Here is a 24,539-nt window from a genome sequence, read left to right on the forward strand (position 1 = left end):
ACGACAGCTCGCCTCAATCGCTCGCGTCACCGGCAAACGCGCCATGACGGCCCACGCCCGAAGCGAACCGCGTCGCGCCCGACAGCGTTTCGCCCGAGGCGATCACTTTCAGCCCGCCGCGCATTTCATTGGCGATGGCGTCTTCCTCCGCAAGGTCCCATTGCTGCAGTGCCGACAGGCGGTCGGCGCGCAGGCATGTTTGCGGGAAGCGCGCGATCTCCCTTGCAAGCGCGATCGCGTGCGCGACGGCTTCGCCCCGGCCGACGATGCGATTGGCCAGCCCCATCCGCAGCGCCTCCTGCGCGCCGACCGGGCGGCCGGTGAGGATCAGATCGATCGCCTGCGAATGGCCGATCAGTCGCGGCAGTCGGATGGTGCCGAGATCGATCAGCGGCACGCCGAAGCGGCGACAGAAGATGCCGAAGGTGGCGTCTTCCGCGACCACGCGCATATCGGCCCACAGCGCAAGCTCCATCCCGCCGGCCACCGCAAAGCCTTCGACCGCCGCGATCACCGGCTTCGACAGTCGCAAGCGGCTCGGCCCCATCGGCGCAATCGAGTCATGGCCGCCAAGCTCGCGCTTCTTGTTGGGATCGCCCGCCGCCACCGCCTTGAGGTCGGCTCCCGCGCAGAAATAACCGCCGGTGCCGGCGAACACCGCAACGGATGCGCTCTCGTCGGCATCGAAGGCCAGGAACGCATCGTAAAGTTTCCGCGCAGTCGCGCCATCGACGGCGTTGCGGCAATGCGGGCGGTTGATGGAAACGATGGTCACGGGGCCGTTGCGTTCGACGAGGACGGAATCGGCTTCGGTCATGGGGCGCTCCCTGTTGTTGTTATGGGAGCCAGCTTGGCATCGGGAATGGCGGTGCGGCAAGTGACCTAACCGCGTCATTGCGAGCCAACGGGTCGCGCGAATGCGCGCCCGATGACAGGCTCCGCGAAGCAAGCCATCTTTCCCCGCGTTGAGGCATGGATTGCGTCGCTGCGCTCGCAATGACGGGAGAGAGAGCGCGCCGTGCGTTGAGGCTACCGCGCGCGCAATGACGACTTAAATAGTCAGCTCATCCCCCGTCACCCGCCGATACGCCTCGAGATAGCGCTTGCTGGTCGCATCCACCACGCTCTCGGGCAGCGGCGGGGGCGGGGCGTCGCCATTCCAGCGGCCGGCGCGGCGCTCGGCGTCGAGGTAGTCGCGGAGCGGCTGCTTGTCGAAGGAGGGTTGCGGCCGGCCGGGCTTGTAGACGTCGGCTGCCCAGAACCGCGACGAGTCCGGCGTCATCACCTCGTCGATCAGAATGATGCGGTCATCCGCCGCGCGGCCGAACTCGAACTTGGTGTCGGCGATGATGATGCCTTGGTGACGGGCGATCCGCTCGCCGAAATTATAGACCGTGCGCGCCATGCTCTCGAGCTTCTCGGCGACATCATTGCCCAAAATTTCGCGCACCCGCGCCATCGTGATGTTCTCGTCATGGCCGGTCTCGGCTTTGGTCGCCGGGCTGAAGATCGGTGTACCCAGCTTCTCGCTTTCCACAAGGCCGGCTTCGAGCTGCTCGCCGGCGAGCGTGCCGGATGCCGCATATTCCTTCCAGGCCGAGCCCGAGATATAGCCGCGGATCACGCATTCGACGGGGAAGACGGTAGTGCGCCGGCACAGCATCGCGCGCCCGAGAATGTCGGCGCGATGGTCCTTCAGCGCGGGCACCTTGCGGATGATTTCGTCGGCGTCGGCGCTGATCATGTGATGCGGCACCACGCCTTCGAGCTGGCGGAACCACCACGCGCTGATCTGCGTCAGCACCGCGCCCTTCATTGGAATGGTTTCCGCCATCACCACGTCGAACGCGCTGATGCGGTCGGTGGTGAGCAGCAGCACGCAATCGCTGCCGACGGCATAGATATCGCGCACCTTGCCGCGGCCGATCCGGGGCAGGGGCAAATCGCTGGCGAGCATCGTGTTCATTCGGTCAGGCTTTCGAACAGGCACGCGCGCAAGCGCGTGCCGAAACAGGAAAGCGGAGCAATAGCTCACTCCGGCAGCGGAATGAACTCATGTTCTTGCGGAACGGCGGCAAACCGGCCGGTTTTCCAGTCCTGTTTGGCCTGCTCGATCCGCTCCTTGCTGGAGGAAACGAAATTCCACCAGATGTGCCGCGGGCCTTCCAGCGCGTCGCCGCCCAGAAACATCATCCGCGTCGGCCTCACCGCCTTGACGCTGATGCGGTCGCCAGGCCGAAAGATCAGCAGCCGCGGCCCCTCGTAGCGCTCGCTCGCGATTTCGACCTCGCCGTCGACCAGATAGATCGCGCGCTCCTCATGGTCAGGATCGAGCGGCACGCTGGTGCCGGCCTGCGCCGTCACCTCGGTATAGAACCATGGCGATACCATGCTGACCGGCGATTTCACGCCAAAGCCGCTGCCTGCGATAATGCGTGCGGTGAAGCCGCTCTCCTTGACAGTCGGCAGCGCCTCGGCGGCGTAATGCTGGAACGACGGCGCGATCTCTTCCGACCCCGCCGGCAGCGCGATCCAGCTCTGAAGGCCCAGCATCTTCTGGCCGTCGCGGCGCTGCACATCGGGCGTGCGTTCGGAATGCGCGATGCCGCGCCCCGCCGTCATCAGGTTCATCGCGCCGGGCTGGATCTCCTGGATGTTGCCCTCGCTGTCACGATGCATGATCGAGCCGTCGAACAGATAGGTAACGGTGGCAAGCCCGATATGCGGATGCGGCCGCACGTCCATGCCCTTGCCGGCCATGAACTGCACCGGGCCGAAATGATCGAAGAAGATGAAGGGCCCGACCATCTGCCGCTTGCCATGCGGCAGCGCGCGCCGCACCGCAAATCCATCGCCGAGATCGCGGGTGCGCGGCACGATGATGAGGTCGAGGGCGTCGCAGGTCTTGGGATCGCCGAGCACGGGATCGTTGGAGGGTTGCCAGCTCATGGGGGCTCCTTGGTCTTTTGTGCGATTATAACAGCAATTGCGGGATGGACTACGGGGCAACGGTATCCCCACGTCATTGCGAGCGCCAGCGAAGCAATCCATAGCGCCGCTTGCCGAGAGATGGATTGCTTCCGCCTTCGCTCTTCGAGCTACGGCGGACAAGTCGTCGCTGCGCTCCCTTGCGCCAACGCTTGCGTTTTTCGCAGGCAATGACGACGGTAAGCACGTGGATAGGGAACAATAAGGCAGAGGCAGGAAACCCATGATCCCTCCGCTCAAGCCCGGCGCCAGATTGCTGCGCGTCGACGGTCCCGTCATCGAGACCGCGCGCCTGATCCTGCGTCCATGGCGCAGCGACGACATATCAGCGAATACGGCAATGCTGTCCGATCCCGATACCGCACGCTACATCACGCCCGACGGCAGGGCGATCACAACCGAGATCGGCGGATGGCGCAACGCCGCCGTGATCTCGGGCCATTGGGCGCTGCATGGTTTTGGCATGTTCGCCGTCGAGGAAAAATCGAGCCGCCGTTATATCGGCCGCGTCGGGCCGTGGTGCCCGCCAGGATGGCCGGGGTTTGAGGTCGGCTGGGGTATCGACAAGGAATACCGCGGCAAGGGTTACGCGATAGAGGCGGCGCGGGCGTCGATCGACTGGGTGTTTTCGACTTTCGAGATCGACGAGATCATTCATTGCATCGAATCCTCCAACGCGCGGTCGCAAGCCGTCGCCCGACGGCTGGGAGCGAGGAGGGATGGAGACGTCGATCTGTCCGGCAAGATCAATGAGCGCTGGGTGACGTCGCGGGGCAACTGGAAGGGCTGATCGGCGGAAATTGAACCACGGAACGACTCTCACTAGATTGACTGCGCGGGAATGACCCGCACCAATGGACCATCCAAATGCTGCTTTCCACCATCGACATCGCCTTGCGCGGCGCCACCGTGGCGCTGCTGCTGGTACTGGCGGTGTCGCTGTATCGCGGCTTTGGGACGGTGCTGGCCGGGCGGCTGGCGGCGGCCTTTGCCTTGGGGGCGGCCGCGCATGCGGTGACTTCGTCGATCGGCGCGACGTCGCCTGTATCGGCGGCGCATGCACCCGTGATCGCGCTGTCGACCGGCAATGTCGTAGTGTTCTGGCTGTTCACGCGCGCACTGTTCGAGGAGACGTTCAAGCTGCGCTGGTGGCATGCGCTGGTCTGGGCGGCGGTCACGGCGTTCAGTTTCGTCAATTGCATGTGGCTGGCGCCGGCCTCCGGCGTGAGAGCAGCGATCATTGCGATCAATCTGCTGGCGCTGGGATTCATCGGGCTCGCGGTCGGGCAAACCATCGCGTCATGGTCATCGGATCTGGTCGAGAGCCGCCGCCGCGTCCGTGTCGTCATCGTCAGTGCGGCGGCGCTGTATGGCGGGCTTAACGCGATGCTGCAGATATCGCTGTCCGGTGGCGGCGGAGTCGAGATCGCGAATACGCTGAACTCCGCGGCGCTGGCCGTCGTGGTCGCAGCGATATCGATTGCGATGATGCGGGTCGATGGCGCTGATCTGTTTCCGGCTGCGATCGAGATTCAGGCCGATGCCGGCGAAGCGGCCGTGGTCGGATCCGGCGCAGATCAGAAGCTGATCGACGCACTGATGCGCCTGATGTCAGACGAGCGCATCTACCGCCACGACAACGTCACCATCGGCACGCTAGCGACCAAGCTCGGGATCCCCGAATACCGGCTGCGGCGGCTGATCAACCAGCGGCTCGGCTATCGCAACTTCAATGTCTTCCTCAACGAGCACCGGATCGCGGAGGCCAAGGCCGCGCTTGCCGATCCGAACCAGGTCGAAGTCCCCGTGATTACGATTGCAATGGACGCCGGCTTCCAGTCGCTTGGGCCCTTCAACCGCGCCTTCAAGGCGATCACCGGCGTCACGCCGACTGAGTATCGCCGGCTGAAGGCCCGCCCGGCATAGCCACCATCATACTGTTATTACTATTGAATTTTGGAATCGGCGAGGCGCGTTGAGCTTTCGGCCAGCGCGAATTCCAAATCCGGCGAGCAGGCGGCGGCCGCTTCTCCATCCTCCTCGGCAACGCGCTGATGCGTAATGCCGGAGGCCCCTCGTGAAACGACGAAATCTCATCCTCATCTTAGCCACCACAACGGCACTGAGCGCGCTCGCGCTGTCGGCGGCCCGCGCCCGCGACGTGCCAAAAGTCGCGACCGGCTTTGTCGCCAGCGTGGTCTGCACCGAGACCTTCGTCTCCGGCCTCGATCCGGATCGGGTGTTCGCCGAGACCACATCCGCTATGCCGGGCGCCGGGCTGATCTCCTGGGCGCTGGACTATCGCGTCGACCGCGCGCGCAAGGACGTCACAGTGACGCTGTTCGGCCTGGGCCGGAGCCACGCCGTCTACCGCGGCGAAGGCCTCGGCTGCTATCTCGATCATGGGAGCGCGGTTGCCGACATCGCATTGGCGCCATCGGAGGCCAAGCCCGCGGTGCTGCCTGACATCGCTGGCCGCGCCATTGTTGAGCCGCAAGTGCCGCAACTCGCTGCCGCGCTCGACCGCGCTTTCGCCGAGCCGGACAGATCGACGCCACGCAATACGCGGGCGATCGTGGTCCTGAAGGACGGGCGCGTCGTTGCCGAGCGCTATGCCGACGGCATCGGCATCGACACGCCGCTGCTCGGCTTCTCCGCCACCAAATCGGTGATCTCGGCATTGGCCGGCATCCTCGTGCGCAAGCGCGCGATGAAGCTGCACGAGCCCGTGCCGATCGCAGCGTGGCAAGGCGCCGACGATCCAAGGCGTGCCATCACGCTCGATCATCTGCTGCGTCACACCGCGGGGCTCAATCTCGGCAGTTCGCTGCAGGCGTCGCTGCTGTCCGCGCTCGAGCCGGTCAACCGCATGAAGTTCATGGAACCCGACATGGCCACCTATGCCGTGAGCATGCCGCCGGAATCGGTGCCTGGCGCGGCTTGGAACTATCACGATGGCAACACGGTCATCGTCGCGCATCTGATCCGCCAGGCAACCGGCGGCGGCGCGGCCAATATGATGGGTTTTGCGCGGCAGGAATTGTTCGAACCGCTCGGCATGCGCCACGTAACCCTCGAATTCGACGCCTCGGGCAATGCGGAAGCGTCGAGCCAATTGCTGGCGAGCGCGCGCGACTGGGCGCGTTTCGGCCAGCTCTATCTCAATGACGGCACGGCCGGCGGAAAACGCATCCTTCCCGAAGGATGGGTGAAGTATTCGGCGACCCCGACGCCGAACGCCTGGGTCGGCCAGGGCGCGGGATTCTGGACCAACTTGGGCGAAAGCTTTGGCGCGACCTACCGCATCGAGCGCGGCTGGCCGCGAGATGCGTTTTTCGCCAAGGGCACGATCGGGCAATACGTGATCATCATTCCGTCCGAGCGGCTGGTGATCGTTCGACTCGGCCGCTCACCGAACTCGCCGCCGGAAGGCGACGGCGTGTTCGATCTGGTGCGCGACGTCCTTGCGGCCACGGGGAGCAAGGCGAAGGTGGCGGGAGCGAATTGACGGATGAGGCGGTGTCTCTTCTCCCTCGCCCCGCTCTTGCGGGGAGAGGGTGGGGGTGAGGGGCTCTCTCAGCGAGTGAGCTCTATCGATAGACCTGTACCCCCTCACCCGGCGCTACGCGCCGACCTCTCCCCGCAAGCGGGGCGAGGTTGGTCCACGCGCGCGGCAGCTACTGCCGCCCCAACTGCGTGGCCTTCTCGACACGGTCGAACCTCTCCAAGGAGAGGATCGCATCGGCGAGTTGATCGGCGCGGCCATTCAGCACCGGGCGGGCGAGCGTGAGGAATTTCTGCTGCATCGCCTGTGCGTCCGGAAACGAATCCGGCTCGCCGGAGGGATCGGCATAGAGCCGCTCGTGCACGCCGTCGTCGGTGGTGATGGAAACGCGCGCGCCGAAGGGGTGAGTGCGGCCGATCTCGAGGCGGTCGTCCTGCACCACGTCGAACTTGTCGGCGAGCGCATTCACCGCTGTATCGCCAAGCCGGTCGTAATCGTCCCAGCCGAAGCTGCCCTGATCGAGCGCCAGCGCGCCGGTGAAGAACATCGAGAACTGCCCGCCGACGATCGAGGTCGGATGCCGCTTGGTGGCGGCGTCGCCGGTCAGCGTGATGCCATTGCGGTGCAGGCCGATCTCGACCCGCTTGATCTGATCCGGCGTCAGATTGTGCTCTCGCCGCATAGCGATCAGCGCATCCAGCGCCGCATGGGTATAGCGGCAGCTCGGATACGGCTTCACGCCGATCTTCAGGGTCTCATAGGTCTTGCCGAGGCCGGCGGTCGCCTTGTCCGGATGTGCGTCGTCGCTGTAGCCGACGAGGAGGCCGTGCTTGCCCTCGACCGATTCCGTCGAACCGACGAAATTATTGCGCGCCAGCGTCGCGGCGATGACGCCGTTCATTGCAGACGCCCCGACCTGATAGCGCTTGTTCCAGGCGCCATTGACCAGGAATTGCAGCGAGCCCGCGGCCTGGCTGCCGGAAACACCGAAGGCCGAGATGATCTGATCCTTCGAGAGGCCGAACAGCTTTCCGGCGGCGGCCGCCGCGCCATAGGTTCCTGCCGTCGCGGTCGGATGAAAACCGCGCGCATAATGCGAGGTGGGATCGAGCGCGTTGCCGAGGCGGCAGCACACTTCATAGCCGGCCACGATTGCGGTCAGCACGTCACGTCCGGATGCACCGACCATTTCGCCAACCGCGAACGCCGCCGGCACCACGGGCGCGCTCGGATGCAGCGAGGAATCCGCATGCGTGTCGTCGAAATCCAGCGAATGGCCGAGCGCACCGTTGAGCAGAGCGGCGACCGCCGGCGTCCAGGTCTTGCTATCGCCGAATACGGTGGCTTCGCCCTTGCCGTCCAGCGCCAGCGCCTCCAGCATCTTCAGCAGCGACGGGGTGGATTCCGCGTCGCGCCGCGCCCGGATCGTGCTGCCAAGGAAATCGAGCGTCAGCACCTTGGCGCGTTCCAGCACCTCCGGCGGAATGTCTTCGAATTTGAGGCCGGCGACATAGGCTGCGAGCGTTGCGGTTTCGTGGGCCATCGTGTTTCCTCGTATTTGCCGGGCAGGGTAGGCGGGCCAACTTGACCTTTCAAGCCGCCTCCCTGTCGCGGGCATCAGCTATGCCTGCTGTCGTCTAGCACAAGCGTGGCGCGCAGATTCCGGGATGCAGCGCATGATGGCCTTCGCAAAACGCATGCTTGGAGCGATCCGGTCACGGAAGACGCAACTGGCGCTCGCCGTCAGGCTCGCGGTTGCCGCGGTCGCAGCCTATGCGATCGCCAGGGCGTTGCATCTGATGCTGCCGCTGTGGGCGGTGCTGACCTCGCTGATCGTCACCCAGATGAGCGTTGGCCGTTCGCTGAAGGCGACGCGCGATTACATGCTCGGTACCGTCGGCGGCGCGCTCTATGGCGGCGCCATTGCGATATTGATCCCGCATTCCGGCGAGGGTGGATTGCTGGCGCTATTGGTGCTCACGGTCGGGCCGATGGCTTTCATCGGCGCCGTCAATCCCAGCCTGAGCGCCGCCACGGTGACGGCCGTGATCGTCCTGCTGGTGCCGGCGATGAACCATGCCAATCCGCTGGATTCCACCATCGACCGGCTGTTCGAGGTCGCAGTCGGTGCACTTACCGGGCTCGTGGTCTCATTCCTGGTGCTGCCGTCGCGGGCGATCAGCCAGATCCGGATCAATGCGGCGCAGATTTTGGAACTGCTGGCTGCCGCATTCGCCGAGCTGCTTGCGGGACTGACGCGCGGGCTCGACAATGACGCCTTGCACCGTATCCAGAGCGGGATCGGTACCGCGCTGACCAACCTCCATGCGATCGGTCTGGAAGCCGAGCGCGAGCGCGGCGCGCGCCTGTCTTCGGGACCGGACACCGGCCCGTTGCTGCGCACCATCCAGCGCTTGCGCCATGATGTCGTGATGATCGGGCGCGCCAGCGTGGTGCCGCTGCCGGCCAATGTGCAGGCAAGGTTGGCGCGGCCGTTGGCCGATGTCAGCAAGGCGATCGTCGACTATATGCGCGCGGCGGCCGAATCGTTGCGGAGCGGTAGCGGCGCCGTGGACATCCGGCCCGTCGATGCGGCGCTGCAGGCCTATGCCGCCGAAGTCGCTGCGGTGCGAAACGACGGCCTGACTCGCGGCGTGCCAGTCGACGTGGCGGAGCGATTCTTCGCGCTGGGATTTTCGCTGGAGCAGATGCGACAGAACCTGACCGATCTCGACCGTTGCCAGGCCGACTGGTGCGGGAAGCGGGCCGTTGCAAAAATCTAGCGCGTTCGGCGAAGCAATCCATCTATCCTCGCGCGGACACATGGACTGCTTCCGCTTCGCTCCTTAAGCTTCGGCGGACAAGTCGTCGCTATCGCTCCCTTGCGCAAACGCTTCGCGTTTGTCGCAGGCAATGACGTTCAGCCCACTTGGCGCAGCAGGGCAGGCACGATCAGCCGGTGGAACGGCATGATGATCGCGAGATAAGTCCGGCCGAGCCAGTTGTGCGTCTTGACCAGCGTTGTTGCGGTGACCTGCGTGACGTCGCGCGGCGCCGTCACGTCGACGACGACACGAAAATCGAGATGGCGGTCGTTGAAGCCGATAATGAGGCGATCGCGCGTTTCGCTCACGACCGGAAAGATCCCGATCATGTCCCGCGGCGCGTCTGGACTGACGCCCGACGTTTTCAACCCGAACGGCGCGACCAGTAAATTACGCAGCGCCAGCAACGCTTCGGCCCAGCGCGGCTGCCGCGCCATCATCCGTTCCGCGGCGCGGCGGGCATCGAGATTGCCATCGCTGATTTCAATGCAAAAGGCGTCGGCGAATTGCGCGCCGGCCAGCAGCGCATCGGCATCGACGGCAGGCGTGACTTCGCGGACGGTCATGGTGACGGCAGTCTGCTGGTCAGTAGTCGAAATCGCAAGACGAGCAGAACGGCGAAGACCAAGGTGCCGATCGACAATCCGATCCAGACGCCACTGGCGCCAAGCGATGTCCAGAATCCAAGTGCGCAGGCGGAAGTAAAGCCGATCAGCCAGTAGCTCAAGGTGGCGAACAGCAGCGGCACGCGCGTGTCGTTCATTCCGCGCAGCGCACCGGCGGCAATGGTCTGGATACCATCAGCGACAAAGAAGGTGGAGCCGATCAGGAGCAGCGTGGCCGTCAGCGTCGCGGTCGCGTCGACGGCTTCGCCGAGGAACAACTCGGCAATCAGGAACCGTCCAAGGATCACGGCCAGTGTCATCGTGGCCATGAACGCAGCGCCGAGAAGTATCGCCACATAACCTGCGCGCCGGACGGCGCCGCTGTCGCGGCGCCCGATCGCATGACCGACCCGGACGGTTGCTGCCATACTGATCCCGAACGGCACCATGAAAAGGATGGCTGCGATCTGGAGTGCGATCTGGTGCGCTGCCAGTGCCGTGGTGCTGATCAGACCCATCAGCAGGCCGGCAGCACCGAACAGCCCGTATTCCAGCAGAAACGCCATCGAGATCGGCGCGCCGACAATCGCGAGCTTCGCCATCAACGGCCAGTCGATGCGCCAGATGTTGCCGAGCACGTGATATTTCCGGAACGGCTGGCGCAGCGCGGTGAACCACAGCCCGGCGAGAAACGTGCCGAGATTGACCATGCTGGTCGCAAGGCCCGCGCCGAACAGCCCGAGTTCGGGCAGGCCCCATTTCCCATAGAGCAGCAGATAGACCAGCAACGCGTTCGCCGGGATCGCGGCCAGCGTGATCCACAGCACCGGCTCGGGCCGGTTCACCGCGCTCATGAAGCCACGGATAGCGATAAACCACAGCGCGGGCAGGATGCCCCAGGCGAGGCCGAACAGGTATTGCTGCGCGAGCTTAGCCGCGGTCGGCGCCTGGCCGAGCGCGATCAGGATTGCCTCGCCGCGGAATGGCAATGCCATCAGTGGCAGAGCGATCAAGAGAGCCGCCCACAAGCCGACGCGCAGCGCACGCCGCACCATGCGCGGATCACGAGCGCCGAAAGCCTGCGCCGCTAGCGGTGCTACGGCCGAAACCAGGCCCATGCCGAACGTGAAGGTGACGAAGAACACCGTATGGGCGAGGGCTGCCGCAGCCACGGTTTCGCTGCCGAACCGACCGATGAACGCCAGGTCAGTCGTCATCATCGCGATCTGTCCGAGCTGCGTCAGCGCGAGCGGCACCGCGAGCTTCAGCGTCTCGGCGAGCTCAATCGCGAGATGGCGGCCGGGCACGGCCGCAGAGGCAGGCGGCGCAACAGATGCACGTTCGATTTTGTCGAGCGAGGTCATTGCAATGGACTACCCACGCCGAGAGCCGAAAAAATGACGGTGCCGCTGAGGACTATCCACCCTCGCGCGCGGGAACGCGGGTGATCCGGGCGCCCAGCGCGTTGAGCCGCTCCTCGATGCGCTCATAGCCGCGCTCGATCTGGTCGGCATTGTTGATGGTCGAGGTGCCTTCGGCCGCGACTGCCGCGAGCAGCATGGCCATGCCGGCGCGGATATCGGGCGATGTCATCAGTGCGCCGCGCAGCCGGCTCGGGCCGGCGACGATGGCGCGATGCGGGTCGCACAGCACGATGCGGGCGCCCATCGAGATCAGCTTGTCGACGAAGAACATCCGCGACTCGAACATCTTCTCGAACATCAGGATCACGCCGTCGCATTGCGTAGCGGTCACGATCGCGATCGACATCAAATCGGCCGGGAAGGCCGGCCAAGGCTGGTCCTCCAGCTTCGGCACGTGGCCGCCGAAATCGTCGTGGATCTTCATGGTCTGGCCGGAGGGCACGACGAGATCGTCGCCCTCGACGCCGCAGACGATGCCGAGCCGCTCAAAGCCCATCCGGATCGAGCGCAGATGCTCGACGCCGGCCTTCGCAATGCGCAGCGGCGAGCGCGTCACCGCGGCAAGCCCGATCAGCGAGCCGACCTCGATATGGTCGGGCTGGATCGAATAAGTCGTGCCGCCGAGCGTCGCCGGTCCGTGGACGATGATGGTGTTGGTGCCGATGCCCTCGATCTTGGCGCCGAGCGCGACCAGGAAATGCGCGAGGTCCTGCACATGCGGTTCGGAAGCAGCGTTGCGCAAATAGGTGGTGCCGTGGGCGGCGACCGCCGCAACCAGCGCGTTCTCGGTTGCGGTGACGCTGGGCTCGTCGAGGAAGACGTCGGCGCCCTTCAGCCTGACAGCGCGGAACTCCAGCCGGTGCGTCGCGGTGACGGTCGCGCCCAGTTGCTCGAAGGCGAGAAAATGCGTGTCGAGACGGCGGCGCCCGATGACGTCGCCGCCGGGCGGCGGCAGTGCCACCTCGCCGCAGCGCGCCAATAGCGGCCCCGCCAGCAGGATCGAGGCTCGGATGCGCGCGCACAGCTCGGGATCGAGATCGGCGGCGCGAACCTCCTTGGCGTGGATCGCCAGCGTATTGCGCGCCTTCCATTCCGCGGATGCGCCGACCGAGCGGATCAGCTCTACAAGCGTTTCGGTGTCGCGGATGCGCGGTACGTTATCCAGCGTCACCGGATGCTCGGTGAGCAGAGCGGCGGCGATGATCGGCAGCGCCGAATTCTTGTTGCCGGACGGTTCGATGGTGCCCGCAAGCCGGTGGCCACCTTCAACGATGTATTGAATAGGCGGCACGACGCGGTCCTTACCCATTTCCTAAATGTGACTGCCGGAATTCTTTAGCGGAATCAATGGTCAGCAACCGCATCGTAGCATGAAAGGCCGACACGAATAGCTCGGATTGCCTGACCCGGCTGGGGTTGAATTACACAGAACCTCCACTCCAGTCAAAATCGCGGACGGCTGGTTGCACGGTTCCGGAGCCAGGATATAGGCGGCATCGCCGTGCACGCCAGCCTCTAACGCCTTGGTCCATCCAAGCAGATCGGCGGGTCTTTTCATCGCGGCACGCGTGACTATGCAACAGCGGCTGTGATCGGGGCCGATGATCAAGCGGCAGGACGCCCAAAGGGTAGATAGCCCCGGCCGAGTTGTCTGTGGAACTGCAGCCAGATGGGAAGTTGTTGCGCCATCCGCCCGTCGCCCTCGATCGTCAATGCTTTTCCAGCGACCTCATGCCAATGCAGGTGTCCGAGATAAAGCCTGATAAGGACGGCAATATCGCTGCGAACGGTCAGATCGACGGCATATCCCGGATCCTTGAAGCATATGTCAACGCCAGCCCGTTCGAGAATCAGCCACATAACGCGCAACGCCGTTCGGCTTTTAGGAACGCCAGAGAATTCGAAACGGATCACCACGCGATGCTCCGGCAATGCACGGATGTCCACGCGCTTGCGCATGCGCCACATCAGCAGGCCGGGATTCAGATCGTCTGCAGTGAGGCGATCGCGGGCATGCGCCAAGCCCCAGCGCGAGAGGTCGCGCAACACATCGTGAAATGCTTCGCCTGACGGCGTCAGCCAATATTCACAGCCTGAATCGTCGGGGTGAGTTCTTCTCACGACGATGCCGTTTTCTTCCAGATGCCGAAGGCGCTCGGCTAGAAGCGTCCGCGACATCAACGGCACCCCGCGATGAATGTCATTGAAACTGTGCGCGCCCAACATCAACTCGCGCAGCACAAGCGGCGTCCAACGTGTGGCGAAAATTTCGGACGCCTTTGCTATCGGACAGAACTCGCCGTAGCCGCTTTTCATGGGAAGGATTCAAACACGTTCGGGTAGCCGGAACCAGTCCAGATTTTGGACTTGCTGGCATCAGGCATTCGGCAAACGATGCTGTCCTTTCTCGCTCGAAACCCGCTGCACAGCGGCAACTTGTGGAGAGAGCCATGGGCGAGTGCAGCGATGCAGGCTTTTCGCGCCGGGACGCCTTGGCCACGATCGGCGGTGCGGCAATTTCCGCCGTCGCAACCTTGGGAAATTCGAATGCGCAATCGCAGGAGGGCCGCAAGATGATCTATGTCCTGATCCATCCAGCCTGGTTCGGCGGCTGGTGCTGGAAAAAGCTAACGCCGCTGCTGCGTGCGCAGGGGCACGAGGTGTTCGCTCCGACGCTGACCGGGCTTGGCGAGCGTGCGCACCTGGCCAAGCCGGAAATCGGGCTCGAAGTACACGTCCGGGACGTCACCAGCGTCATCGAATATGAGGACCTGCGCAACGTCATCCTCGTCGGCAACAGTTCGGGCGGCATGGTGATTACCGGCGTTGCCGATCACATGCCCGAACGGATCGCGCACCTGGTCTTTCTCGATGCCTTCGTGCCTGATGACGGCCAGAGCATGATGGACGTGATCGCACCCGATCGCCGTTCGGCTCTCGAAGCATTGGTGCAGAAAGAGGGCGACGGCTGGCTACTGCCGCGTTTCGCGCCGCCGCCATGGAAGCAACTTGTCACCGAGACGTGGCAAGTAACCGAAGACGCGGATCTCGATTGGATACTGCCCCGCCTTCGCCCGACACCGTTCGGCCACTTCAAGGAGGCGGTGAAGAGCCGGCATCCTGCCGCCGAGAAGTTGCCTCGCACCTATATTCGCACCCAATGGCCGCATCCGGGCTTCGACCGCTATGCGACGGCCGCGAGCGAGAAGGCGGGGTGGCAATCGCGCAAAATCGCGAGCTCGCACCTGCCGTATATTACGCATCCAACTGAGCTGGCGACCCTGCTGCTGGAAGTCGCGGGCTAGCCAGGACAGGCGCGCCCTGCCTCACACGTCGACGTTGGCGCTGAGCGAATTATCCTGGATGAATTCGCGGCGCGGTTCGACCACATCACCCATCAGCTTGGTGAAGATGTCGTCGGCCTCGTCGACCTCCTTGACCTTCACCTGCAGCAGCGAGCGCTCGTTGGTGTCGAGCGTGGTTTGCCAGAGCTGTTCGGGGTTCATCTCGCCGAGGCCTTTGTAACGCTGCAGCGCCACGCCCTTGCGGCCGGCGTCGGTCACCGCCTCGAACAGGCTGACCGGCCCGTGAATCGCAGTCTCGGAATCCTTGCGGCGCAGCAAGCCGGGATTCGGATAGGCCTCCTGCAGCTTCGCGGCGTAGTCGTCGAGCTTGCGCGCGTCCGCCGAGCCGAGCAAGGCGTCGTCGATGATCGCGACGTCCTTGACGCCGCGGATGGTGCGCTCGAAGGTAAAGCCTTCGCCCTCGGTGAAACGGCCAACCCAGCCGCGCTCGACTTCGTCGGCCAGCTTGTCCAGGCGCTTGGCGATGTATTCGGCCGCGGCGTTGGCGGTGGCAAGATCGGCGGTGATCCTCGGGTTGAGCACGCCCGCGATCGCGGCCTGCTCGACCACCTTGCGATTATAGCGGCTGTGCAGATTGTTCAGGATGCCGCGGATGACGCGCGCGTCCTCCACCAGCGACAGCAGGTCGCGGCCGCCGCGCTCCGATCCTGTCGCCGGCCTGAAGACGCAGTCGTCGAGGCCGGTTCCGATCAAATAATTCTCCAGTGCGCGCTCGTCTTTCAGGTACTGCTCGGACTTGCCGCGCGTCACCTTGTAGAGCGGCGGCTGCGCGATATAGAGGTGGCCGCGGTCGATCAATTCGCGCATCTGCCGGTAGAAGAAGGTCAGCAGCAGCGTGCGGATATGTGCGCCGTCGACATCGGCGTCCGTCATCACGATGATCTTGTGGTAGCGCAGCTTGTCGGCCGAGAAGTCGTCGCTGATGCCGGTGCCGAGCGCGGTGATCAGCGTGCCGATCTGCTCCGACGACAGCATCTTGTCGGTGCGGACGCGCTCGACATTGAGGATCTTGCCGCGCAGCGGCAGCACCGCCTGGAATTCGCGGTTGCGGCCCTGCTTGGCGCTGCCGCCGGCCGAGTCACCCTCGACGATGAACAGTTCCGACTTGGCCGGATCCTTCTCCTGGCAGTCGGCGAGCTTGCCGGGCAGCGAGGAGACGCTGAGCGGGCTCTTGCGGGTCAGTTCGCGCGCCTTGCGGGCGGCTTCGCGCGCGGCGGCGGCCTGGATCACCTTGCCGACGATGACTTTCGCTTCGCTCGGATGCTCCTCGAACCACGCGGCCAGCGCCTCGTTGAGCACGTTCTCGACCACCGGCCGCACTTCCGAGGACACCAGCTTGTCCTTGGTCTGCGACGAAAACTTCGGGTCCGGCACCTTCACCGACAGCACGGCAGTGAGGCCTTCGCGGCAATCGTCGCCGGTGAGCGCGATCTTCTCCTTCTTCGCATTGGCCTCGGCGTAGCCGTTGACCTGGCGCGTCAGCGCGCCGCGGAAGCCGGCGAGATGGGTGCCGCCGTCGCGCTGCGGGATGTTGTTGGTGAAGCACAGCACGTTCTCATGGTAGCTGTCGTTCCACCATAGCGCCGCCTCGACGCCGATGCCGTTCGCCTCCGCCCGAACCATGATCGGGACGGGGACGATCGCCTTCTTGTTGCGGTCGAGATATTTGACGAACTCCTCGACGCCACCGACGTAGCGCATCTCCTCTCGCTTCTCGACGGCGTGACGCATGTCGGAGAGGATGATGTGAACGCCGGAATTCAGGAAGGCGAGTTCGCGCAGCCTGTGTTCCAGGGTCGCGAAATCATACTCGATGTTCTTGAAGGTCTCGGGCGAGGCGAGGAAGGTCACCTCGGTGCCGCGCCTGCCCTTGCCGTCACCGACCACCTTCAGCGGCGCCAGCGAGTCGCCATGGGCGAACTCGACGAAATGCTCCTTGTCGTCGCGCCAGACCCTGAGCTTCAGCGAGCTCGACAGCGCGTTGACGACGGAGACGCCGACGCCGTGCAGGCCGCCGGAAACCTTGTAGGAGTTCTGGTCGAACTTACCGCCGGCATGGAGCTGGGTCATGATGACTTCGGCGGCGGAGATGCCTTCGCCCTTGTGGATGTCGACGGGAATACCGCGGCCGTCATCGCGCACGGTAACGGAATTGTCGGCGTTGAGGATTACGTCGACGCGCGTGGCGTGGCCCGCAAGCGCCTCGTCGATCGCGTTGTCGACGACCTCGTAGACCATGTGGTGCAGGCCGGAACCGTCATCGGTGTCGCCGATATACATGCCCGGCCGCTTGCGCACCGCATCGAGGCCCTTCAACACCCGGATCGATTCCGCGCCGTACTCGACCGGAATGGGATGCTCAGTGTCGGCAGGGGTCCGCCGGGCAGGTTCTGTCATGTGAAGCCTTCGAGGGTGTCCGGAATCAGCTGCGCAATATGAGGCGCTGATTACGCTATTTGTGCCATGAAAGAGGCATTGCGCCTAGCGCAATCTCTCTGTCTACAAGTCTTTGAATAAATGGTGGTTTTTTACCCTTTTTCAAGGTGTTCCAGGGCCGATTCTGGGGCCCTCGAAAAGCGCGATTCGAAGGCCGATTTTGCGCCCTCGATCGCCTGATTTTCGCGGGCGGTCGCCGGGAAAAATGGCAGGCCGCCGCGGACCTGCTAGAGAGGACGGTACGACAGCTTGTGGACGTTGTCCGCCGTCGGTCGCGATCTCGGATTCGTCTGCATTGTCCTCGCCCCCACCAAAATATCGGCCGGATATCGATGGCCTCCGAGCCATCGCGGTGATGCTGGTCCTGAATTTTCACGCGTTCCCGGATGCTGCGCCGGGCGGCTTCGTCGGCGTCGACGTGTTTTTCGTGATCTCGGGCTTTCTGATCACGGGCATTATCGCGCGCGAGCTGGAACTCGGGCGCTTCAGCTTGATCGAGTTCTACAATCGGCGGATCCGGCGGATATTCCCGGCGCTGATCGTGGTGCTCTGCGCGACATTGGTGTTGGGCTGGCTCTGGATGTTGCCGCAGGCCCTGGCGCGGCTCGGCAGCGACACCTTTGCCAGCGCGGCGTTTTTGGCCAATGTCGCACTGCTGTTGCAGTCCGGCTATTTCGACATCGAATCCGCCAAAAAGCCGCTGCTGCATCTGTGGTCGCTCGGCATCGAGGAACAGTTTTATCTGTTCTGGCCGCTGCTGTTGATGCTCGCTGCCCGGCTGCGATGGCGCATTCTTGCGGTGGCCGCAATTCTTGGTGTGGGTTCGTTCGCGTTCAATGTGGTGCTGATCGGTCCGAATCCGGTTGCGACCTTCTATCTGCCGTTTACTCGGGCTTTCGAATTGCTCATTGGGGCGGCGCTGGCTTGCGGCTGGAACAAGGTCGGCCACGGTGTCAAAGCGAGCGATTGGCGGGCGTGGACCGGCGTGGCGCTGATCGCGGCGAGCGTCCCCATTATCGATAGCCACCGCGCCTTTCCGGGCTGGTGGGCGGCGATGCCCGTCGCCGGCAGCGCGCTGCTTTTGTCGGCGCCGGCGGCATGGGTGAACCGCGCCGTGCTGGCGAGCCGGCCTTTGGTGTGGATCGGCCTGATCAGCTACCCGCTCTATCTCTGGCACTGGCCGCTGTTGGTATTCGCTGGGATCGTGAAATTTGCTCCGCTGACGCTGCCGGAACGCGAATTGATATTGCTCGCGAGCGTGGTGCTGGCCTGGGCGACGTATCGGTTTGTCGAGACGCCGATCCGTTTCGGCGTCCCGAGCCGGCGCAAGATGTTCGGTCTCGGGGCCGGCATGGCCATGATCGCGGTCGCTGGCTTTGTCGCCGTCTGGGGGCGCGGCTTCGACTATCGGCTGCCGCCGGAAATCCGCGCCATGGCCAATGTGACGACGGAGAGCTTCAAATGGCGGTTTCACGAATGCCTGCTCGATCTCAGCCGCGAAATGACGTTTGCCGATACTTGCGTCGAACGCGATCGGCGGCCGCTGGTTCTGGTGTGGGGCGATTCGACCGCCGGCGCGCTGCTGCCCGGCCTGCGCAAGGCGCAGGAGGCGCGAAGCTTCGGCATTGCGCAGCTTACCTCCAGTTCCTGCATTCCGGCGCTGAACGCCGACATCCCGGGCACGCCCAATTGCCGCGCGATGAACGACAAGGTGTTTTCGCTCGTGCGGGAGATCAGCCCCGAAATCGTGTTGCTGCACGGGACTTGGGAAAAGCATCTCGACAATGTCGCTGAGACGGTGGTCGCGCTGAAGAGGAAGACGAATGCCCGCGTCGTCGTCCTCGGCGGGGTGCCGGCGTGGAAGCGCGGGCTTCCGTGCGAGGTGCTCAGATATTTCATGCTCCATCGCACGCTGATCCCGGAGCGCTCGCCCAGCGCCTCGTCGCCCACCGCCTATGATGCCGTCATGCGCGCCAGGCTCGGGCCGCTCGGCGCGGAATTCATCTCGGCGTCGGACGTCCTTTGCAACGCTGAGGGGTGCCTGACGCGCATTGGCGATGCGGCGGAAGACCTCACCGCGAGCGATCAGGTGCACCTGACCGAAAAGGCGTCGGTGTTTCTCATCGAATCGATCATCGATCGTTTGCTCGGCGGCGAGGCGCCTGCGGGCAAGGGGCGTTAACGAGCTTCTAGGCGCGGCGGCTCACCTGGCCGGCCTCCACGTCGAAAATCTCACCGGTTGCGCCGATATCGACGAACGCGGCTGGATCGGCGCCGGTCATCCAGACCTGCGCGCCGAGCTTTGCGAGTTCATCGAACAGCGCCTTGCGCCTGTTGGGATCGAGATGGGCGACGACTTCGTCGAGCAGCAACAGCGGGACGATGCCGGTCATCTCGGCGACGAGCGTGGCATGCGCCAGCACCAGCCCGATCAGCAGCGCCTTCTGCTCGCCGGTGGAGGCGTCGCGCGCCGGCATGTTTTTCGGCGCGTAGACTACCTGCAGGTCGGTGAGGTGGGGGCCATCAAGCGTGCGGCCCGCGGCGGCGTCGCGGGCGCGGCTGGCGCGCAGGATCTCGCGGTAACGATCCTCCACCGATGTCGCTGACTCCTTGACCAGCGCGTTTTCCATCCAGCCGTCGAGCATAATATGCGCCGACGGGAAGGCGGAAGCCGCGCCACGTTCGCGCAGCATTGCCGCCAGCCTCGTCACGGTCTGGCCGCGGGTGGCGGCGACCGCAACCGCAAGCTCGGCGGTCTCGCGCTCGATCGCGTCGCACCAATGGTCGTCATAGTTGCGCACTTCGAGCAGACGGTTGCGCGAGCGCAGCGAACGTTCCAGCGCCGAGACGCGGCTGGAATGCTCGCTGTCGATCGCCAGCACCAGGCGGTCGAAGAAGCGCCGCCGTTCCGAAGCAGCACCCAGGAACAGCCCGTCCATCGTCGGCGTCAGCCATACCATGCGCAGATGATCGCCGAACGCGGTCGCTGAACTTACGGGCTCGCGGTCGATCCGGCAGCGCCGACTGGTTGACGCCGCCTCCGCAGCCGGCGCATCGATGCCGGTGCCGAGCGTGGCAAGTCCGAGCGCGCCCTCGACCTCGGCGGAGACCGCCCAGGAGCCGTTGCCCTGATTGTCGGCGACATCCTCCAGCGTCGCGCGCCGCAGGCCGCGTCCCGGCGAGAGAAACGAGATCGCCTCCAGGCAATTGGTCTTGCCGGCGCCGTTCGGCCCGACCAGCACCACGACGTCCCCACGCGTCTGCACGCTTCCAGCGCGGTAATTGCGGAAGTGCGTGAGGGAGAGGCGATGGATACGGGACGGGGTCATATCAGGTTGTCATTGCCGGGCTTGACCCGGCAATCCATCGTCCGCGCTAGCGGACAATCTCATCGTACAAATCCTTCCAGTCGGGATTGCCCGCGACAATCAGATCGATTTTCCACTCGCGCGACCAATGCTTGATGTTCTTTTCGCGTTGAAGCGCGACCGCAATTGCGTCGTGTGCTTCGAAATATACCAGCGTCTTGATGCCGTATCGCTTGGTAATCCGTCAGCCAAGCCTTCCCGGTGCTGGTAGACGCGCCTCACTAGATTGTTCGTCACACCGATATACAGTGTTCCGCCGGGTTTGCTCGCGAGGATGTACACCCAATAGGTCATTTTGTTTTGATGGATTGCCGGGTCAAGCCCGGCAATGACAGTGAGCTCACACCCGCATTGGCATCAGCACATACAGCGCGCCCTTGTTGTCCTTGTCCTGCACTAGCGTCGGCGAGCCGGGGTCGGCGAGGCGCAGTACGGCGACTTCGCCTTCGATCTGGGCGGCGATGTCGAGCAGATAGCGCGAGTTGAAGCCGATATCGAGGGCGTCGGAGGCGTATTCTACTTCGAGCTCTTCAGTGGCGCTGCCGGAATCCGGGTTGGTCACCGACAGCACCAGCTTGCCGGCGGACAGCGCCAGCTTCACCGCGCGGCCGCGCTCGCTCGAAATAGTCGAGACACGGTCGACCGCCGCCTCGAAATCCTTCTTGTCGACGATCAGCTCCTTGTCGTTGTTCTGCGGAATGACGCGACCGTAATCCGGGAAGGTTCCGTCGATCAGTTTCGAGGTCAGCACGACATTGCCGAGCGTGAAGCGGATCTTGCCCTGCGACAACTCGATTTTGATTTCGGCTTCATTGTCCTCGATCAGCCGCTGCACCTCGCCCACGGTCTTGCGCGGTACGATCACGCCGGGCATGCCGGTCGCACCGGAGGGCAGCCCCAGATCGATCTGGGCCAGGCGATGTCCGTCGGTCGCAACACCGCGCAGGGTCGCGGCCTTGGCGCTGCCAGCGGTGTGCAGGTAGATACCGTTGAGGTAGTAGCGGGTCTCTTCGGTCGAGATCGCAAACTGCGTACGGTCGATCAGGCGCTTGACGTCGGAAGCCGGAAGCGAAAACGAATGCGTCATGTCGCCGGCGGCAAGGTCCGGGAAGTCGCTTTCGGGCAGCGTCTGCAGCGTGAAGCGCGAGCGGCCGGCGCGAATGGCCATCACCGAGCGGTCGCCGTCCGCTTCCAGCACGATCTGGGAGCCGTCGGGCAGTTTGCGGACGATGTCGTAGAACATATGGGCCGGCACGGTGGTGGAGCCGCCGGTCGCGGTCTCCGCCGCCAGGGTTTCGGTCACCTCGAGGTCGAGGTCGGTCGCCTTCAGCGACAGCCTGGCGTTTTCGGCGCGGACCAGCACGTTGCCGAGGATCGGGATGGTATTTCGGCGCTCGACCACGCGATGGACGTGACCCAGCGATTTCAGCAGTTGCGCGCGTTCGACGGTGACCTTCATTGCAATACCCGCCAGAGATGGAAAAGCCGGGCGGCCCGTCAAGGCAGCGCCGCGGCATTGGAAACCCGAAAAGCCGGATCAGGATCGGATTTGATCAAACCCCCGGGGGGACCGCAAGGTGGCGCGGATGGGGCGCCGGTGCAAGGGAGACAGGGCCGCGTTCCCCCACTTTTGCCGCAGAAAATGGCAGCAGAAAAAAATTCTCCCGCCCCACCCAACTCGGGCTTTACCCGAGTTAGGCATCCTAATTGTCGAAGTCGGATAGATCCGACTTCGATGAATCAGGGGCGGGAGAGGCTGGGAGGAGCCAGGTCCTTTCCTGTTAGCCGCTATTCCTGCAACTGCCGCTTCAGCGACTCGACCTCTTCGGACAGCGCATTGTCCCGGGCCACCAATGCCTCGATCTTGCGCACGGCGTGCAGCACAGTGGTGTGATCGCGCCCGCCGAACCGGCGGCCGATCTCGGGCAGCGAACGCAGCGTCAGCGTCTTCGCCAGATACATCGCGACCTGACGCGGGCGGACGACGTTCGCGGTCCGGCGGGACGACAGCAGGTCCGAACGGCTGACATTGTATTGCCGCGCGACCACCCGCTGGATGTCCTCGATCTTGATCCGCTTCGGTTCCTGCGGACGGATCAAGTCGCGCACCTCGCGTTCGGCCATTTCCAGCGTCACAGGCTGGTTGTTGAGCTTGGAGTGGGCGAGCAGGCGGTTGATGGCGCCTTCGAGGTCGCGGCCATTATGGGTGATGGTGCGCGCCAGATAATCCAGCACTGTTTCCGGCACGTCGAAGCTCGCGTGATGCGCGCGGGCCGCGGCCACGCGCGATTTGAGGATTCCGAGCCGCAGCTCTTCGCCGAGCGAGGCCATCTCGACGACGAGCCCACCGGCGAGCCGCGAGCGCACGCGGTCGTCGAGGCTTTCGAGATCTGACGGCGGACGGTCGGCGGCGATCACCACCTGGCGGCCGGCATCGATCAGCGCGTTCAGCGTGTGGCAGAACTCGGCCTGGGTCGACTTGCCCTGCAGGAACTGCAAATCGTCGATCACGAGCACGTCGATGCCGCGCAGCGCTTCCTTGAAGGCCAGCGCCGTCTGCGTCTTCAGCGCGGCGACGAAGCCGTACATGAACTTCTCTGCAGTGAGATAGAGCACCTTGCGCTCGCTGCCGGAATTGCCGGCCCATGTCACCGCCTGCAACAGATGGGTTTTGCCGAGGCCGACGCCGGCGTGAATGTAGAGCGGGTTGAACATCACGGGGTCGCCGCGGCGTCCCTCGGCGACCTGGCGTGCGGCGGCATGCGCCAGCGTGTTGGAACGGCCGATCACAAAACTTGCAAAGGTCAGGCGCGGATCGAGCGGCGAGCCGCCGAGCGCATCATGGCTGGCGGATACCGGCGCGGTCGCGGTGGCGCGCAATTCAGGCGCGGGCCGGCCATTGGCCTGCTCGGTGCGGCGTTGATCGGCTGGTGCGGTTGCTTCCTTGGCGGGCGCGGCAGATCGCATCGCCGTGCGCACGGTGAGGTCGATCCGGTGTACTTCCGGCATCTCGGCCTGCCAGCACGTCAGGACACGGTCGGCGTAATGCGCCTGGATCCAGCTCTTGAGGAACCGGGTCGGCACCGACAGATGCACGGCTTCGTCCTGCACGCCTTCCAGATCCATGCGCGCAAACCAGCTCGTATAGACGTCCTCGCCCACGCTCGTCCGCAACCGCCCCTTCACGCGCGACCAGCGATCCTGTTCCATGTTTGTCATTGCCTGAAAACTTTTCTGAATGAGTAAATAGATATCTTGCGAAATCGTCTGGCGGCTGCCTTGCAGGTTTCCTGCCAGACGTGACCTCGACATGGCGCTTCAGTCACCTCCAGACACAGATCAGGCGTGCGGCGGAATCGCCGTTTGCTCAGATCAAAGGCTGGAGGGAGTGAGAGGCTGCCGCGAGGTCAGCGCGTACTCGACGGTCTACCCGGAGCTCGCGTAAGGCGGCTAGATACGTTGTTCAGGGATTCTGAAGCATTCAGAGATTCTGAAGCGGTCACGATTGAAATGGGCGTGTCGAATGTCGCGTTGATTCCGTAAAGCATAGTACCTCCCCCTCTCGCCGCGAGAACGCGCGACGAGCAATCAGATCACAAGTGTTTTCAAAGCCAGTCTGCCGCCACCGAACATCCGCTTGTTCGTCGCTGCGCCGCCGCGTACCTCAGTCTGTCGTCTTCAACACGTTCACAAGCTCCGCGTTCCCCATCGCTGCATTGTCGGTAAGCATCTCATTCCCCTTGTCCGGAGCGCGCTTGCAACGTGAGCGCTACGCCGGGAAATTTAGACACAGAACAGCCGTTCTCATATTGCTATGAGTTACCAACTCAGCTTCGCTTGGAAAGCGCCGCTAACGCGCACACCGCCGCCGATTTGCACGTCCGCTCTTGGGTCTCATACCGCGCTGGTCAGGAGAGCCTTGAACGTCGCGAACGAGTTACAAATACACCAAGCGCGATTTCTGACAATCCGTGATTCGACGCGGCTGCCCGACTCTTCGTCGGTGTTGCAACGCTGCAATTG

18 protein-coding genes and 1 pseudogene are annotated in these 24,539 nt (G+C 64.1%); 6 read left to right on the top strand and 13 right to left on the bottom strand.

What is annotated here, in order from left to right:
- Positions 1-13 precede the first annotated feature (13 nt).
- The 3 genes from ACH79_RS11600 to ACH79_RS11610 all read right to left on the bottom strand — a co-directional run bounded on the left by ACH79_RS11600 (position 14) and on the right by ACH79_RS11610 (position 2,949).
- Positions 14-817 (bottom strand): crotonase/enoyl-CoA hydratase family protein, encoded by an 804-nt coding sequence (locus ACH79_RS11600; protein WP_161851139.1) that lies wholly within the window; start codon positions 815-817, stop codon positions 14-16.
- Positions 818-1,051: 234 nt separating this feature from the next.
- Positions 1,052-1,966 carry a phosphoribosylaminoimidazolesuccinocarboxamide synthase gene (locus ACH79_RS11605; protein WP_161851140.1) on the bottom strand — a complete coding sequence of 305 codons (915 nt, stop codon included), beginning with the start codon at positions 1,964-1,966 and terminating at the stop codon, positions 1,052-1,054.
- A gap of 65 nt (positions 1,967-2,031) precedes the next feature.
- Entirely contained in the window at positions 2,032-2,949 is a 918-nt protein-coding gene (locus tag ACH79_RS11610) for a pirin family protein (RefSeq protein ID WP_161851141.1), read from the bottom strand.
- Positions 2,950-3,211: 262 nt separating this feature from the next.
- On the opposite strand from ACH79_RS11610, the gene ACH79_RS11615 reads away from it, so the two are divergent.
- The 3 genes from ACH79_RS11615 (at position 3,212) to ACH79_RS11625 (ending at position 6,496) form a co-directional block, all read left to right on the top strand.
- Entirely contained in the window at positions 3,212-3,778 is a 567-nt protein-coding gene (locus ACH79_RS11615) for a GNAT family N-acetyltransferase (protein ID WP_161851142.1), read from the top strand.
- A 77-nt stretch (positions 3,779-3,855) separates the two neighbouring features.
- Positions 3,856-4,914, top strand: a complete 1,059-nt coding sequence (locus ACH79_RS11620) for a helix-turn-helix domain-containing protein (RefSeq protein WP_161851143.1) — start codon at positions 3,856-3,858, stop codon at positions 4,912-4,914.
- A gap of 151 nt (positions 4,915-5,065) precedes the next feature.
- Positions 5,066-6,496 carry a serine hydrolase gene (locus ACH79_RS11625; RefSeq protein ID WP_161851144.1) on the top strand — a complete coding sequence of 477 codons (1,431 nt, stop codon included), beginning with the start codon at positions 5,066-5,068 and terminating at the stop codon, positions 6,494-6,496.
- Between the two features lie 169 nt (positions 6,497-6,665).
- On the opposite strand, the gene ACH79_RS11630 is transcribed toward ACH79_RS11625, so the two are convergent.
- Complete coding sequence (locus ACH79_RS11630) at positions 6,666-8,036, bottom strand: MmgE/PrpD family protein (RefSeq protein WP_161851145.1); 1,371 nt, start codon at positions 8,034-8,036, stop codon at positions 6,666-6,668.
- Positions 8,037-8,172: 136 nt separating this feature from the next.
- Here ACH79_RS11630 and ACH79_RS11635 point away from each other — a divergent pair, with 136 nt between their 5' ends.
- Positions 8,173-9,276: an FUSC family protein gene (locus ACH79_RS11635; RefSeq protein WP_161856322.1), complete on the top strand. Its 1,104-nt coding sequence runs from the start codon at positions 8,173-8,175 to the stop codon at positions 9,274-9,276.
- Between the two features lie 137 nt (positions 9,277-9,413).
- Here the strand turns inward: ACH79_RS11635 and ACH79_RS11640 are convergent, their stop codons facing one another.
- The 4 genes from ACH79_RS11640 to ACH79_RS11655 all read right to left on the bottom strand — a co-directional run bounded on the left by ACH79_RS11640 (position 9,414) and on the right by ACH79_RS11655 (position 13,663).
- Positions 9,414-9,884 (bottom strand): DUF2867 domain-containing protein, encoded by a 471-nt coding sequence (locus ACH79_RS11640; RefSeq protein ID WP_161851146.1) that lies wholly within the window; start codon positions 9,882-9,884, stop codon positions 9,414-9,416.
- Entirely contained in the window at positions 9,881-11,287 is a 1,407-nt protein-coding gene (locus ACH79_RS11645) for an MATE family efflux transporter (RefSeq protein WP_161851147.1), read from the bottom strand. The genes ACH79_RS11640 and ACH79_RS11645 overlap by 4 nt, the downstream gene beginning before the upstream one ends.
- A gap of 52 nt (positions 11,288-11,339) precedes the next feature.
- A complete protein-coding gene (gene murA / locus ACH79_RS11650; RefSeq protein WP_161851148.1) occupies positions 11,340-12,638 on the bottom strand; it encodes a UDP-N-acetylglucosamine 1-carboxyvinyltransferase in 1,299 nt (432 codons plus the stop codon).
- Between the two features lie 314 nt (positions 12,639-12,952).
- On the bottom strand, positions 12,953-13,663 hold the full coding sequence (locus ACH79_RS11655; RefSeq protein WP_161851149.1) for a helix-turn-helix domain-containing protein: 711 nt from the start codon (positions 13,661-13,663) through the stop codon (positions 12,953-12,955).
- A 257-nt stretch (positions 13,664-13,920) separates the two neighbouring features.
- On the opposite strand from ACH79_RS11655, the gene ACH79_RS11660 reads away from it, so the two are divergent.
- On the top strand, positions 13,921-14,652 hold the full coding sequence (locus ACH79_RS11660; RefSeq protein WP_210255654.1) for an alpha/beta fold hydrolase: 732 nt from the start codon (positions 13,921-13,923) through the stop codon (positions 14,650-14,652).
- Positions 14,653-14,673: 21 nt separating this feature from the next.
- Here ACH79_RS11660 and gyrB read toward each other — a convergent pair whose 3' ends face one another.
- Positions 14,674-17,109, bottom strand: a complete 2,436-nt coding sequence (gyrB, locus tag ACH79_RS11665) for a DNA topoisomerase (ATP-hydrolyzing) subunit B (RefSeq protein ID WP_161851151.1) — start codon at positions 17,107-17,109, stop codon at positions 14,674-14,676.
- Between the two features lie 334 nt (positions 17,110-17,443).
- Here gyrB and ACH79_RS11670 point away from each other — a divergent pair, with 334 nt between their 5' ends.
- Entirely contained in the window at positions 17,444-19,330 is a 1,887-nt protein-coding gene (locus ACH79_RS11670) for an acyltransferase family protein (protein WP_161851152.1), read from the top strand.
- A 7-nt stretch (positions 19,331-19,337) separates the two neighbouring features.
- On the opposite strand, the gene recF is transcribed toward ACH79_RS11670, so the two are convergent.
- The 4 genes and pseudogenes from recF to dnaA all read right to left on the bottom strand — a co-directional run bounded on the left by recF (position 19,338) and on the right by dnaA (position 23,735).
- On the bottom strand, positions 19,338-20,477 hold the full coding sequence (gene recF, locus ACH79_RS11675) for a DNA replication/repair protein RecF (RefSeq protein ID WP_161851153.1): 1,140 nt from the start codon (positions 20,475-20,477) through the stop codon (positions 19,338-19,340).
- Between the two features lie 46 nt (positions 20,478-20,523).
- Positions 20,524-20,810: pseudogene (locus ACH79_RS11680) on the bottom strand (GIY-YIG nuclease family protein).
- A 46-nt stretch (positions 20,811-20,856) separates the two neighbouring features.
- Positions 20,857-21,975, bottom strand: a complete 1,119-nt coding sequence (gene dnaN / locus ACH79_RS11685) for a DNA polymerase III subunit beta (RefSeq protein WP_161851154.1) — start codon at positions 21,973-21,975, stop codon at positions 20,857-20,859.
- A gap of 329 nt (positions 21,976-22,304) precedes the next feature.
- Entirely contained in the window at positions 22,305-23,735 is a 1,431-nt protein-coding gene (gene dnaA, locus ACH79_RS11690; protein ID WP_161851155.1) for a chromosomal replication initiator protein DnaA, read from the bottom strand.
- Between the last annotated feature and the right edge of the window lie 804 nt (positions 23,736-24,539).

The sequence above is a fragment of the Bradyrhizobium sp. CCBAU 051011 genome, assembly GCF_009930815.1.
Lineage (GTDB): Bacteria > Pseudomonadota > Alphaproteobacteria > Rhizobiales > Xanthobacteraceae > Bradyrhizobium.